This is a genomic window from Streptomyces sp. NPDC026092, from assembly GCF_040638605.1.
Classification (GTDB): Bacteria; Actinomycetota; Actinomycetes; order Streptomycetales; family Streptomycetaceae; genus Streptomyces.
The window spans coordinates 324,238-336,665 of the sequence record NZ_JBEZYN010000009.1 but is presented as its reverse complement, the minus strand read 5'-3'; the positions used below and the strand labels follow the sequence as shown (position 1 = coordinate 336,665).

The following is a 12,428-nucleotide window of genomic DNA, read 5'->3' as shown; positions in this document are numbered from 1 at the left end:
GACCTTCTCGCCGGGCATCCCGACCATGGAGAGCGGGTACGGGCCGAGGGCGACGAGCCCGGCGGCGGCGAGCAGCCCGGCGCCGGCGAGGACGCTGATGTGACCGATGTGGCCGGCGTTGCCGGTGGGGCCGGGGTGGACCCGCCCGTCGAGCACGAGACCGCCGCCGACGCCCGTCGAGACGACGAGACAGAGGGCGTTGTCGTGGCCCCGGGCGGCGCCCTGCCAGTGTTCGGCGGCCGTCATGGCGACGCCGTCGCCGACGAGCGTGACGGGCCGCCCGCCGGTCGCCTTCCCGACCCGCTCGGCCAACGGGAACCCGCGCCAGCCGGGGACGTTGACCGGGCTCACCGTACCGGCGGAGGCGTCGACGGGGCCCGCGCTGCCGATGCCGACCGCGCGCACCGAAGGCCACAGGGGCGAGGCCTCCAGGTCCGCGAGCACCGCCTCGACCGCCCGCATCACCGTCTCGCCGTCCTCCTGGGCCGGAGTGGGCCGCTGGGCCCGTACGAGAATGTCGCCGGCGCCGTCGACCAACGCACCGGCGATCTTGGTGCCGCCGAAGTCGAGGGCGGCAACGAGGTCAGTCTGCATGTGCGCGGTGTCTCCAGAGAGGCGAGAGCGGTAGATCGCTGTGACGTACAGTCTCCCCTGCCCTGACAACGTTGTCCAGGGCCTATGCTCGGACGAGACAGAGCCGATACCGAGGAGATTCGCAGACTGTGGCCGACACCGCCCGCCGCCCCGAGCACCGTTACGGCAATCGGCCCACGATGAAGGACGTCGCCGCCCTGGCCGGCGTCGGGCTCAAGACGGTCTCCCGCGTCGTCAACGGCGAACCGGGGGTCACCCCGGACACCGAGCGCCGCGTGCAGGAGGCCATCGACTCGCTCGGCTTCCGGCGCAACGACAGCGCCCGCGTGCTGCGCAAGGGCCGTACGGCTTCCGTGGGTCTGGTCCTGGAGGACCTCGCCGACCCGTTCTACGGTCCGCTCAGCCGTGCCGTGGAGGAGGTCGCCCGAGCCCACGGGGCGCTGCTCATCAACGGATCCAGCGCGGAGGACCCGGACCGGGAGCAGGAGTTGGCGCTCGCGCTCTGCGCGCGGCGGGTCGACGGACTGATCGTCATCCCGGCCGGTTCCGACCACCGTTACCTCGAACCGGAGATCAAGGCCGGTGTCGCCACGGTCTTCGTGGACCGCCCGGCGGGCCGGATCGACGCGGACGTCGTCCTGTCGGACAGCTTCGGGGGCGCACGGGCCGGGGTGGCGCATCTGATCGCCCACGGGCACCGCCGGATCGGCTTCATCGGCGACCAGCCCCGGATTCACACGGCGACGGAGCGTCTGCGCGGCTACCGGGCGGCCATGGAGGACGCCGGGCTCGCCGTGGACCCGTCGTGGGAGTCGCTCGGGACGACGGCCCCCGACCGGGTGCGGGAGGCGCTGACCGCGATGCTCGCCGGCCCGGAGCCGGTCACCGCGCTCTTCGCGGGCAACAACCGGGTCACCGTCACGGCGGTCCGCGCCCTGGCGGGCCGGGCGCACCCGGTGGCGCTCGTGGGCTTCGACGACATCGAACTGGCCGACCTGCTCGGCATCACCGTGATCGCGCAGGACGCGGCGGCGCTCGGCCGCACGGCCGCCGAGCGCCTCTTCCGCCGCCTGGACGGCTTCGAGGAGCCGCCCGCCCGCGTGGTCCTGGACACCCGGCTGATCCCCAGGGGCTCGGGAGAGACGCCCCCGCCGGCGACCGCGTAGCCGGTACGTCGAGTCCGTCAGGTCCGTCTGGCACATCCGGTACGTCACAGGGGGCCGCGCACGACCGCGAACGTGGTGCAGTCCGTGTCCTCGTTCACGATGTCGCCGTTCATGGCCAGCGGCTGCTCGCCCGGCGGCACCCGCGCTTCGAGGTCGGCCATCAGGTAGCCGGCGGGGTGCTTGATCCAGCGGTCGCCGCGGAGCACCATCCGGCGCCCGGCCTCCTCGTACGCGCCGACCATGCGGAACGACCCGCTCGGCACACCGGGGTTGTCGGGGTGGGCGGAGAACGAGAACACCGCCTCCAGGGCCCCGGTCGAGGTCGCGGTGATCCGTAGCGAGAGCCGGGTCACGCCCTGGGTGCAGTGGTAGCTCCCGCGCCAGTTGCCGACCACGGGAATCGGCGCGGGTGTGGGCGACGTCGTCGTCGGGGCCGGCTGCGGGCCGAGGGACGCGCTGGAGGCCGGGACGGACGAAGTCGGCGTACCTGTCGGGGAGTGGGCGCCTCGCGCGCCCCCGGGGCCGCCGGCCACGTACCAGGTGAGGCCGCCCGTCGCCAGGACGGCGGCGGCGACCGCGGCGGCGATCGGGCCCCCGCGCACTCCCTTCCGTACGGGAGGCTGCTTGCCGGGCACGGTCGCGCCGGCGGGAGCGGGCGGCTCGGAAGGTTCGGGCACGGCAGGCGGTGCAGGCGGCAGGGGACGTACGGCGGACTGGGTCGGCGCAGCCGCGTCCGGCACCGCCGCGTCCGTGACGGTGGGCGCCGGGGTCGGCGTGTCCGCCACGGGCCCCGCAGCCTCCGGTACGGAGTCCCGCACGGAGTCCGCCAAGGCCCCCGGCAGCCAGGCCGGGCCCGCCGCCGCGGCCGGTGCGAGGTCGTCGAGGAGCTGGCGTACGGAGGGCCGGTCGCCGGGTTCCTTGGCCAGGCAGCGGGCGACGAGTTCGCGGACCCGGGGCGGCAGACCGTCGAGTTCGGGCTCCTCGTGGGCGACGCGGAACATCACGCGCGCGGGGCTCGCTCCGTCACCGCCCGCCGACGTACCGCCGAACGGTCCGTGGCCGGAGGCGGCGAAGGCGAGGACCGAGCCGAGGGCGAAGACGTCGACGGCGGGCGTGACGTCGGCCCCGGTGAGCTGTTCGGGAGCCATGAACCCCACGGTGCCGAGGACGACTCCGCTGCGGGTCAGCGCGGAGGTCGCCTCCGCAGAGGCCGAGATGCCGAAATCGATGACGCGCGGGCCGTCGGCGGCGAGCAGGATGTTGGACGGCTTCAGATCGCGGTGGACCACTCCGCAGGCGTGGATCGCCTCCAGGGCCTCGGCGAGCCCCGCCGCCAGGGACAGCACCGACGGCTCAGGCCAGCCGCCGTGGCGCCGTACCGCCTCGTCGAGGGAGGGGCCCGGCACGTGGACCGTGGCCAGCCAGGGCGGGTCGCCGTCCGGTTCGGCGTCGACCACACCGGCGGTGAAGACCCCGTTGACCGCACGAGCCAGCCGGACCTCACGGGCGAACCGGCGCCTGAACTCGGCGTCCCGGGCGAGTTCGGGCCGGATCACCTTGACGGCGAGAGCCCGGCCCCCGCGCGAACGCGCGAGATAGACGGAGCCCATGCCGCCTCTGCCCAGCAGACCGGTGATCGCGTACGGGCCGACCTCCTCCGGGTCCTCGCCCGCGAGCGGTCGCACACGGTTCTCCATCCCGCCCCACCCCCTGGGGAAATCCTAGGGGTGCCACGCCGATCGGTCCGCTGTTCGGAAGATCGACCGGCACCCCCGGAGCGGTGCGTCCGGAACGGCGCCTCGGCTACTGCGCCGTCGCCGTCAGGTCGCCGCGGCGCGGGGCCGCGAAGCGGTCCAGGTCGGCGCGGGTGAGGCCGGTGAGGGCGTCGACCTCGGCGGTGTCGAGGGCGCCGCAGTCGATGCCGCGCAGGAGGTAGGAGCTGAGCGCCTTCGCGGTGGCGGGCTCGTCCATGACGTCGCCGCCGGCGTGGTTGGCGTACGCGGAGAGGCGCTTGGCGGCGGCCTCGAAGCCCTCGCGGTAGAAGGCGAAGACGGCGGCGTACCGGGTCGGGATGTGGCCCGGGTGCATGTCCCAGCCCTGGTAGTAGGCGCGGGCGAGGGCGCGGCGGGTGAGGCCGTAGTGCAGGCGCCAGGCCTCGTGCACGTGCTCGGTCGAGCCGACCGGGAGGACGTTGGTGGAGCCGTCGGAGACCCGTACGCCCGTGCCCGCCGCGGCGACCTGCATGATCGCCTTGGCGTGGTCGGCGGCCGGGTGGTCGCTGGCCTGGTAGGCGGCGGAGACGCCCAGGCAGGCGCTGTAGTCGAAGGTGCCGTAGTGCAGGCCGGTCGCGCGGCCCTCGGCGGCGCCGATCATGCGGGCGACGGCGGCGGTGCCGTCGGTGGCGAGGATGGACTGGCTGGTCTCGATCTGGATCTCGAAGCCCAGGCGGCCGGCGTCCAGGCCGTGGGACTTCTCGAAGGCCTCCAGGAGGCGGACGAAGGCCGAGACCTGCTCGGGGTAGGTGACCTTGGGAAGGGTCAGGACGAGGCCGTCGGGCAGGCCGCCGTTCTCCAGGAGGCCGGTGAGGAAGACGTCGGTGGTGCGGATGCTGCGGTCGCGTACGGCGGCCTCCATGCACTTCATCCGGATGCCCATGTACGGGGCGGCGGTGCCGTTCGCGTACGCCTCCGAGATCAGCCGGGCGGCGCGGGCGGCGTCCTGGTCCTCGTCCTGGCCGGCGTACCCGTCCTCGAAGTCGACCCGGAGGTCCTCGATGGGCTCGCGCTCCAACTTGGCCCGTACGCGGCCGTAGACGTCCTCCGCGAGGGAGTCGGAGAGGCCGAGGACGGCGGCGAAGGAGGCGGCGTCGGGGGCGTGCTCGTCGAGGGCGGCGAGGGCCTGGTCGCCCCAGGAGCGGATGGTTCCGGCGTCGAAGACGTTGCCGGGGACGTAGACGGTGTGGACGGGCTGGCGGGTGCCCGGGTCACCCGGGTAACGCCGGTCGAGCTCGGCGTCCACGCTTGCGAGGGAGGCGCTGATGCCCTCGCTGACCGCGCCTGCGAGGCTCGTCGACACCTTCTCCTGCTGACCCATCCCACATCCTCCTGTTTTCCGCTTCACGGAATCAACAATCCGTATAGCGAAGTTAGTAGCCCGTCAGGACCTGCGTCAATGGTTGTCCGAAACGGCCGGGGGCCGCGTGGTGATCATCACCACGCGGCCCCCGGACCGAACAGAACCCCAGGTCAGCCCTTACGGGCCTGAACCTCCTGGGTCAGCTGCGGCACGACGTCGAAGAGGTCGCCGACCACGCCGTAGTCGACGAGGTCGAAGATCGGGGCCTCGGCGTCCTTGTTGATGGCCACGATGGTCTTCGAGGTCTGCATACCCGCGCGGTGCTGGATCGCACCGGAGATGCCGGAGGCGATGTACAGCTGCGGCGAGACCGACTTGCCGGTCTGGCCGACCTGGTTGGAGTGCGGGTACCAGCCGGCGTCGACGGCGGCGCGCGAGGCGCCGACGGCGGCACCGAGCGAGTCGGCGAGCGCCTCGATGATGCCGAAGTTCTCGGCGCCGTTCACGCCGCGGCCGCCGGAGACCACGATGGCGGCCTCGGTCAGCTCCGGGCGACCGGTCGACTCGCGCGGGGTGCGCGAGGTGACCTTGGTGCCGGTGGCCTGGGCGGAGAAGGTGACGGCGAGCGCCTCGACGGCGCCGGCGGCCGGGGCGGCCTCGACAGGGGCCGAGTTCGGCTTGACCGTGATGACCGGGGTGCCCTTGGAGACACGGGACTTGGTGGTGAAGGAGGCGGCGAACGCGGACTGCGTCGCGACCGGGCCCTCGTCACCGGCCTCCAGGTCCACGGCGTCGGTGATGATGCCGGAGCCGATGCGGACCGCGAGACGGGCCGCGATCTCCTTGGCCTCGGCGGAGGAGGGGACGAGCACGGCGGCCAGGGAGCCTGCGGCGGACACAGACTCGTACGCGGCCTGCAGCGCGTCGACCTTGGGGACGACGAGGTACTCGGCGAACTCGGGGGCGTCGGCGGTGAGGACCTTCACGGCGCCGTGCTCGGCGAGGGCCGGGGCGGTGGCCTCGGCGCCGGCGCCGAGGGCGACGGCGACGGGGTCGCCGAGGCGGCGGGCGAGCGTCAGCAGCTCCAGGGTGGGCTTGCGGACGGCGCCGTCGACGTGGTCGACGTAGACGAGAATCTCAGCCATGGGGATTCAATCTCCTGCGAACGAAAAGAGGGCGGGTCTCAGGTGGCTCGCGCGAGCCCTAAATGCTGTGCCAACCCGGGGGATGACCCCCGGACCCCCAGCGGCTAGATGAACTTCTGGCTCGCGAGGTACTCGGCCAGCTGCTTGCCGCCCTCACCCTCGTCCTTGACGATCGTGCCGGCGGTGCGGGCCGGACGCTCGGCGGCGGAGTCGACCGCGGTCCAGGCGCCCGCCAGGCCGACCTCCTCGGCGTCGATGTCGAGGTCGTCGAGCTCCAGGGACTCCACCGGCTTCTTCTTGGCGGCCATGATGCCCTTGAAGGACGGGTAGCGCGCCTCGCCCGACTGGTCCGTCACCGACACGACGGCCGGGAGGGACGCCTCCAGCTGCTCGGAGGCGGTGTCGCCGTCACGGCGGCCCTTGACGACGCCGTCCTCGACGGAGACCTCGGAGAGGAGCGTGACCTGCGGGACGCCGAGGCGCTCGGCCAGGATCGCCGGGAGGACACCCATGGTGCCGTCGGTGGAGGCCATACCGGCGATGACCAGGTCGTAGCCGGTCTTCTCGATCGCCTTGGCCAGCACGAGCGAGGTGCCCATGACGTCGGAGCCGTGCAGGTCGTCGTCCTCGACGTGGACCGCCTTGTCGGCGCCCATGGACAGCGCCTTGCGCAGCGCGTCCTTGGCGTCCTCGGGGCCGACCGTGAGCACGGTGACCTCGGCGTCGTCGGCCTCTTCGGCGATCTGCAGCGCCTGCTCGACCGCGTACTCGTCGAGCTCCGACAGCAGGCCGTCGACGTCGTCGCGGTCGACGGTCAGGTCATCGGCGAAGTGCCGGTCGCCGGTGGCGTCGGGCACGTACTTCACACAGACAACGATCCTCAAGCTCACGCCGGCTCTCCTACTGCATCGTCATAACTTGGCTGCCTTGTTGCTCGCAGCATAGGCGCCTGAAGGGCGGGTTTCCGGTCGGGGCGGCCGACCGCTCCCACCGGGATATTACTCGCCAGTACAGCCGTTCCGTTACCGCTGAGCAAGCGCTCAGGTGTGTGACCTTGGCAACGTCCAGGTTAGGGCACCCTCAGTCACGCAGAGCGTTGAAGCGTCCCTGGTGGTAGAGGAGCGGACGCCCCTCCCCCGCCGGGTCTCCGGCGACGGCCTCGGCGATCACGATCCGATGGTCCCCGGCCGGGACGCGGGCCACCACCCGGCACACCAGCCAGGCGAGGACGTCGTCCAGGATCGGGACGCCCTCGGGGCCCACGCTCCACCGGGTCGGGGCGCCGAACCGGTCGGCGCCGCTGCGGGCGAAGGTGGCGGCGAGCCCCTCCTGGTGTTCGCCGAGCACGTGGACGCCTATGTACTCGGCTTCGGAGACCACGGGCCAGCTGGAGCTGGAGGTCCCCACGCCGAAGGAGAGCAGGGGCGGTTCGGCGGCCACGGAGGTGAGGGAGGTGGCGGTGAAGCCGACGGGGCGGTCCCCGTGGGCGGTGATGACCGCGACCCCGGCCGCGTGCCGCCGGAAGACGGAGCGGAGGAGGTCGGGAGAGGCCGTTCGGGCGACCGGAGGGGCGGATCGGCGCTGGGCGCCGATCGCGCGGAGGTCGGGCGTGACCGTCGTCTGGGGCTTGACCGTCGTGTCGGGCGTGACCGTCATGGAGTTGTCCTTCTGCGGGGGCGACGTGCGGGGGGACCGGGGGTTCTCAGACACCCGGACAGCGCGCGCTCGCGTGACGGACCAGGTCGACGTGGACCCGCCCGTGGAGAAGGAGTTCGGAAGACACGTCGTCAGCCTGACGATCGATGGCCGGTGCAGTCAAGCGGGTACCGGGATGTGGGAGATGTGTCACCGCGTCAGACCGCTCGCCCCAGGGCCGCGATGACGTCGGCGCGCCGGGGCTGGCCCGAGGCCCGTACGACGACGCGGCCCGCACGGTCGAGGACGAGCACGGTGGGGGTGCGGACGATGGCGTACTTCCGTACGAGGTCGAGGCGCTCCTCGGCGTCGATCTCGACGTGGCCCACGCCCTCGACCATTTCGGCGACCTCGGCCAGCGTGCGCCGCGTGGCGCGGCACGGCTGGCAGAACGCCGTGGAGAACTGGACGAGGGTGGCCCGCTCCCCCAGCTCGACCCCCGACTCCGTACCGAGCCCACCGTCGCCCGGCGTCACGGACCGTCCCGCCATGTCTCCGTCTCCCTCTCGCTCCCCGAAACCCGACGCTCCCCTACTCTCCCCCGTGCAGCGCTCGCGACCGCCGAACGATTCCCGTCACGGCCACCGGGGGTGACGATTATCTCCCCGCACGAAGCCGTCAGGACTGGTCAGCAGGGCCCACATGGGGCACGATCTGCCCAAAGCCGAAAACCTACGGCCGCGTAACTTCCGCCGGGAGAGCCCTCCCCAGGCACAGAAGAAGGGGTTCCTCTCAGATGGCAGAACTCGTGTATCGGCCGGTCATCGGTGCCGCACTGACCCTGTTCAAGGCACTGGACCTCAAGATCGACACGCAGGGTTCGGAGCACATCCCGCGGACCGGCGGCGCGGTGCTCGTCAGCAACCACATCAGCTATCTGGACTTCATCTTCACGGGCCTGGCCGCGCTGCCGCAGAAGCGGCTCGTCCGCTTCATGGCCAAGGACTCGGTGTTCCGGCACAAGGTGTCGGGCCCGCTCATGCGCGGCATGAAGCACATCCCGGTGGACCGCTCGCAGGGCGAGCACGCCTACAAGCACGCGCTCGAGTCGCTGAAGGCCGGGGAGATCATCGGCGTCTTCCCCGAGGCGACCATCTCGCAGTCCTTCACGCTGAAGAGCTTCAAGTCGGGCGCGGCGCGGCTCGCGCAGGAGGCCGGGGTCCCGCTGATCCCGATGGCGCTCTGGGGCACGCAGCGCATCTGGACCAAGGGCCGGCCGCGGAACTTCAAGCGCAGCCACATCCCGGTGACGATCCGGGTGGGCGAGCCGGTGGAGGCGCCGGCGGACCAGTACGCGGGCGCGATCACCCGGCGGCTGCGCGAGCGCTGCCAGGAGCTCCTCGAGGCCGCGCAGCGCGCCTATCCCGTACGCCCCAAGGACGCGAGCGACACCTGGTGGGTGCCCGCGCACCTCGGTGGTACGGCGCCGACCCCGGCCGAGGTGAAGGACGCCGGCTGACGGCGTAGCCGTACAGCCGGACCGTACGCCTCGATCGAGCCCCGCGGGCCCGCCGTTCCTACTCCGGGTCGCGGACGGTGATCCGTGCCCCGGGGCTCAGCTTCTCCAGCGACTCGGCGAGCTCCGCGCCGGCGGCCAGCAGTTCCTCGCGCGTCATGGGCGCGAGCGACTCCAGCAGGAAGATCGCGTTCACCGTGGCCTCGTCGATCCGGGTGCGCGGCCCCTGGCGCCAGTTCCAGCGGCGGCAGGTGACGCCGGCGTCGTCGCACCAGACGATCTCGCCCGGCTCCGGGTGCTCCACGGTCTCCTCGCCGCCCGCCACGGTCACGAACGGCTCGGCGCCGCCGGCCCGGACGAGGCGCATGGAGCCCTGGATGCGGTCGAGGTCCTCGCCGCCCGCCGGGATCAGGTGCGCGACGCTGATGGCGTTGTAGGCGTCGACGAGCCGGTTGATCCGGGGCAGTCCACCGTCGGCGAGCGCGCGCTTGGCGAGCGCCTCCGCGGAGTTGCGGGTACGGGAGGGCTTGGCGCCGAACGCGGTGTACGCGGCGCGCCAGGCCGCGATGTGCGGGTCCTTGTCCGGGGCCTGGCCGGCGAGCCGCTCGGCGAGGCGGCGCGCCGCGTCGTCGAGGAGGGCCGCACTGGTGGCGTCGCTGGGGCCGTTGACGAGCCCGTGGGCCTCGACCGCGAGGTGCGTGAAGCCGGGGACGAGGGCGCGCACCTCGTCGGAGACGGTCAGGGTGAGGGGCATGGTCGTCCTTGCGTCGGAGGTCGTCAGAGGGCGGTCGGCAGGATCCGCAGGAGCTCCGAGCTGTCCCGCGCCGTCCGCATGGCGCTCACCACTCCCACATGCGGTACAGCGTACAGCACCGGATAGTCCACTTCACTGAACTCCGGATCGGGCAGGAACGCCAGCTTCTCCCCCTCCAGCGAGAACGCGGCCTCCCGGCCGGGCTCCCCACCGCGCGGATCCTGCCGGTGCCAGGTGTCCGAGCCCGGCAGCCGGATCGCGACCAGGCCGTGCAGGACCTCGAACTTCTGGTAGCCGAACGCCGTCGGGATGGACTCGGCCCGCAGCAGCGCCGCGAGGGCGTGGGCCTTGGCGTGGCAGACCCCGGTGCGCCGGGCGAGGACGTCGGAGGCGCGCCAGGTGACGCGGGGGTCGCCCGTGTCGCTGGAGTGCGGGATCTCGTCCCGTACGAACTCGAACGCGGCCTGCGCGTATGCGTATACGTCGGGATGCCGGGCGCGCAGGGCGGCGGCGGTCTCCCGCACGAGGGGGTGCTCGTGGTCGACGACCTCGTCCGCGGCGAGATAAGCGGCGAGTTCGGGGTCCTGTTGGATCAGCTCCATAGCCGGGGACCCTAAGAAGACGACGGGCCGGAAGTCAATGGATTTCCGACCCGCCGCATACTTATGTTGATTGTGGAGCAGTTGGAGGGGCGCGCTACCGCGCCATCTCCTCCTTCAGCGCCTGGAGGAAGGCGTCGACGTCGTCCTCCGTGGTGTCGTACGCGCACATCCAGCGCACGTCGCCCGCGGCCTCGTCCCAGAAGTAGAAGCGGAACCGCTTCTGCAGTCGGGTGGAGACCTCGTGCGGGAGCCGCGCGAAGACCGCGTTGGCCTGGACCGGGTAGAGGATCTCCACCCCGTCCACCTCGCGCACGCCGGCCGCGAGGCGCTGCGCCATCGCGTTGGCGTGCTGGGCGTTGCGCAGCCACAGGTCCTTGGCGAGCAGCGCCTCCAGCTGCACCGACACGAACCGCATCTTGGAGGCGAGCTGCATGGACAGCTTGCGCAGGTGCTTCATGTGGCTGACGGCGTCCGGGTTGAGGACGACCACGGCCTCGCCGAACATCATGCCGTTCTTGGTGCCGCCGTAGGAGATCACGTCCACGCCGACCGCGTTGGTGAACGCCCGCATGGGCACGTTCAGGGACGCGGCGGCGTTGGCTATCCGGGCACCGTCGAGGTGCACCTTCATGCCCTTGCCGTGGGCGTGCTCCACGATGGCCCGGATCTCGTCCACGGTGTAGACGGTGCCCAGCTCGGTGTTCTGGGTGATCGAGACGACCTGCGGCATGGCGCGGTGCTCGTCCTCCCAGCCCCAGGCCTGCCGGTCGATCAGCTCGGGGGTGAGCTTGCCGTCCGGGGTGGGCACGGTGAGCAGCTTGAGGCCGCCCATCCGCTCCGGCGCACCGCCCTCGTCCACGTTGATGTGCGCGGACTCGGCGCAGATCACCGCGCCCCAGCGGTCGGTCAGCGCCTGGAGGGCGGTGACGTTCGCGCCGGTGCCGTTGAAGACCGGGAAGGCCTCGGCGCTCGGCCCGAAGTGGCTGTGCATGATCCGCTGGAGGTGATCGGTGTACTCGTCCTCGCCGTACGCGATCTGGTGCCCGCCGTTGGCCAGCGCGACGGCCGCGAGCACCTCCGGGTGGACACCCGCGTAGTTGTCGCTGGCGAAGCCCCGGACCGACGGGTCGTGGTGACGACGGGCATCGGTCTTCGCGGGCAGGCCGGCGGCGGTGGCCGGGTTCACGGCTTGGGGGTCAGCCACAGACGCTGTCCATTCACTTCCTGTGCGGGCCGCTCCCAGACGGAGGCGATCTCGTCGGCCAGATCCTTGACGTCGGTGAAGCCCGCGAACTTCGCATTCGGGCGCTCGGCGCGCATGGCGTCGTGCACCAGTGCCTTGACCACCAGGATCGCAGCCGCCGCCTTGGGCCCTTCGTCGCCCCCCGCCTTGCGGAAGTCGTCGCCCATGGCGAGCGTCCAGGCCTCGGCCGCGGCCTTGGCCGAGGCGTAGGCCGCGTTGCCCGCGGTCGGCTTCGAGGCGCCGGCGGCGCTGATCAGCACATAGCGGCCGCGGTCGCTGCGGAGCAGCGGCTCGTGGAAGGCGAGCGAGGTGGACTGGACGGTACGGATGAGGAGCTTCTCCAGGAAGTTCCAGTCCGCCAGGTCGGTCTCGCCGAAGGAGGCGCCGCCGCGCCAGCCGCCGACGAGGTGGACCAGACCGTCGATCCGGCCGAACTCCTTCTCGGTCTTGTCGGCCCACTCCCGGGCGGCGCCCAGGTCGAAGAGGTCGACCGTGTCGCCGATGACCGTGGCACCGCCGTGGGCGTACCGCGCGGCGTCGACCGCCTCGGCGAGGCGGGCCGGGTCGGCGTCCGCACCGACGACGATGGCGCCGGCTTCGGCGAGGCGCATCAGCGTCGCCCGGCCGGCCGGACCGGCCGCGCCCGCGACCGCGATGACGGCACCTTCCAGCGACCCGCCGTTCCCGTTGCCGTTCAT

Annotated in this window: 13 protein-coding genes; 2 read left to right on the top strand and 11 right to left on the bottom strand. The window is 72.3% G+C overall.

Translation table 11 applies throughout. The features are described from left to right. Positions 1–594: ROK family protein (locus AB0F56_RS18050; protein ID WP_362010280.1), on the bottom strand; the 594-nt coding region annotated here is incomplete at its 3' end. Positions 595–773: 179 nt separating this feature from the next. Between AB0F56_RS18050 and AB0F56_RS18045 the strand changes: the two genes are divergently transcribed. Next, positions 774–1,760: a LacI family DNA-binding transcriptional regulator gene (locus AB0F56_RS18045; RefSeq protein ID WP_362010318.1), complete on the top strand. Its 987-nt coding sequence runs from the start codon at positions 774–776 to the stop codon at positions 1,758–1,760. Positions 1,761–1,804: 44 nt separating this feature from the next. Here the strand turns inward: AB0F56_RS18045 and AB0F56_RS18040 are convergent, their stop codons facing one another. From AB0F56_RS18040 to AB0F56_RS18015, 6 genes are all read right to left on the bottom strand, one after another. Further along, on the bottom strand, positions 1,805–3,457 hold the full coding sequence (locus AB0F56_RS18040) for a serine/threonine-protein kinase (protein WP_362010279.1): 1,653 nt from the start codon (positions 3,455–3,457) through the stop codon (positions 1,805–1,807). A 106-nt stretch (positions 3,458–3,563) separates the two neighbouring features. Next, positions 3,564–4,853: an aldolase/citrate lyase family protein gene (locus AB0F56_RS18035; RefSeq protein WP_362010276.1), complete on the bottom strand. Its 1,290-nt coding sequence runs from the start codon at positions 4,851–4,853 to the stop codon at positions 3,564–3,566. Positions 4,854–5,005: 152 nt separating this feature from the next. Then, complete coding sequence (locus AB0F56_RS18030) at positions 5,006–5,980, bottom strand: electron transfer flavoprotein subunit alpha/FixB family protein (protein ID WP_362010274.1); 975 nt, start codon at positions 5,978–5,980, stop codon at positions 5,006–5,008. A 104-nt stretch (positions 5,981–6,084) separates the two neighbouring features. Beyond that, complete coding sequence (locus AB0F56_RS18025) at positions 6,085–6,870, bottom strand: electron transfer flavoprotein subunit beta/FixA family protein (protein WP_362010272.1); 786 nt, start codon at positions 6,868–6,870, stop codon at positions 6,085–6,087. A 190-nt stretch (positions 6,871–7,060) separates the two neighbouring features. Further along, on the bottom strand, positions 7,061–7,636 hold the full coding sequence (locus AB0F56_RS18020; RefSeq protein WP_362010269.1) for a flavin reductase family protein: 576 nt from the start codon (positions 7,634–7,636) through the stop codon (positions 7,061–7,063). Between the two features lie 197 nt (positions 7,637–7,833). Beyond that, complete coding sequence (locus tag AB0F56_RS18015) at positions 7,834–8,166, bottom strand: thioredoxin family protein (protein ID WP_362010266.1); 333 nt, start codon at positions 8,164–8,166, stop codon at positions 7,834–7,836. 245 nt (positions 8,167–8,411) lie between these two features. Here AB0F56_RS18015 and AB0F56_RS18010 point away from each other — a divergent pair, with 245 nt between their 5' ends. Beyond that, entirely contained in the window at positions 8,412–9,134 is a 723-nt protein-coding gene (locus AB0F56_RS18010) for a lysophospholipid acyltransferase family protein (RefSeq protein ID WP_362010263.1), read from the top strand. A 58-nt stretch (positions 9,135–9,192) separates the two neighbouring features. Here AB0F56_RS18010 and AB0F56_RS18005 read toward each other — a convergent pair whose 3' ends face one another. The 4 genes from AB0F56_RS18005 to AB0F56_RS17990 form a co-directional block, all read right to left on the bottom strand. Then, positions 9,193–9,885: a phenylalanine--tRNA ligase beta subunit-related protein gene (locus tag AB0F56_RS18005; protein WP_362010262.1), complete on the bottom strand. Its 693-nt coding sequence runs from the start codon at positions 9,883–9,885 to the stop codon at positions 9,193–9,195. A 23-nt stretch (positions 9,886–9,908) separates the two neighbouring features. Then, entirely contained in the window at positions 9,909–10,487 is a 579-nt protein-coding gene (locus tag AB0F56_RS18000; RefSeq protein WP_362010259.1) for a transglutaminase family protein, read from the bottom strand. 94 nt (positions 10,488–10,581) lie between these two features. Further along, positions 10,582–11,691 (bottom strand): low specificity L-threonine aldolase, encoded by a 1,110-nt coding sequence (locus tag AB0F56_RS17995; RefSeq protein WP_362010257.1) that lies wholly within the window; start codon positions 11,689–11,691, stop codon positions 10,582–10,584. Further along, positions 11,670–12,428 carry an SDR family oxidoreductase gene (locus AB0F56_RS17990; RefSeq protein ID WP_362010255.1) on the bottom strand — a complete coding sequence of 253 codons (759 nt, stop codon included), beginning with the start codon at positions 12,426–12,428 and terminating at the stop codon, positions 11,670–11,672. The genes AB0F56_RS17995 and AB0F56_RS17990 overlap by 22 nt, the downstream gene beginning before the upstream one ends.

What these genes read in the sequence shown, in the direction of transcription:
- AB0F56_RS17990 (WP_362010255.1), bottom strand. Translation starts at nt 12,428, where the DNA reads ATGAACGGCAACGGGAACGGCGGGTCGCTGGAAGGTGCCGTCATCGCG.
- AB0F56_RS18010 (WP_362010263.1), top strand. Translation starts at nt 8,412, where the DNA reads ATGGCAGAACTCGTGTATCGGCCGGTCATCGGTGCCGCACTGACCCTG.
- AB0F56_RS18030 (WP_362010274.1), bottom strand. Translation starts at nt 5,980, where the DNA reads ATGGCTGAGATTCTCGTCTACGTCGACCACGTCGACGGCGCCGTCCGC.
- AB0F56_RS18005 (WP_362010262.1), bottom strand. Translation starts at nt 9,885, where the DNA reads ATGCCCCTCACCCTGACCGTCTCCGACGAGGTGCGCGCCCTCGTCCCC.
- AB0F56_RS18035 (WP_362010276.1), bottom strand. Translation starts at nt 4,853, where the DNA reads ATGGGTCAGCAGGAGAAGGTGTCGACGAGCCTCGCAGGCGCGGTCAGC.
- AB0F56_RS18015 (WP_362010266.1), bottom strand. Translation starts at nt 8,166, where the DNA reads ATGGCGGGACGGTCCGTGACGCCGGGCGACGGTGGGCTCGGTACGGAG.
- AB0F56_RS18040 (WP_362010279.1), bottom strand. Translation starts at nt 3,457, where the DNA reads ATGGAGAACCGTGTGCGACCGCTCGCGGGCGAGGACCCGGAGGAGGTC.
- AB0F56_RS18000 (WP_362010259.1), bottom strand. Translation starts at nt 10,487, where the DNA reads ATGGAGCTGATCCAACAGGACCCCGAACTCGCCGCTTATCTCGCCGCG.
- AB0F56_RS18045 (WP_362010318.1), top strand. Translation starts at nt 774, where the DNA reads ATGAAGGACGTCGCCGCCCTGGCCGGCGTCGGGCTCAAGACGGTCTCC.
- AB0F56_RS18020 (WP_362010269.1), bottom strand. Translation starts at nt 7,636, where the DNA reads ATGACGGTCACGCCCGACACGACGGTCAAGCCCCAGACGACGGTCACG.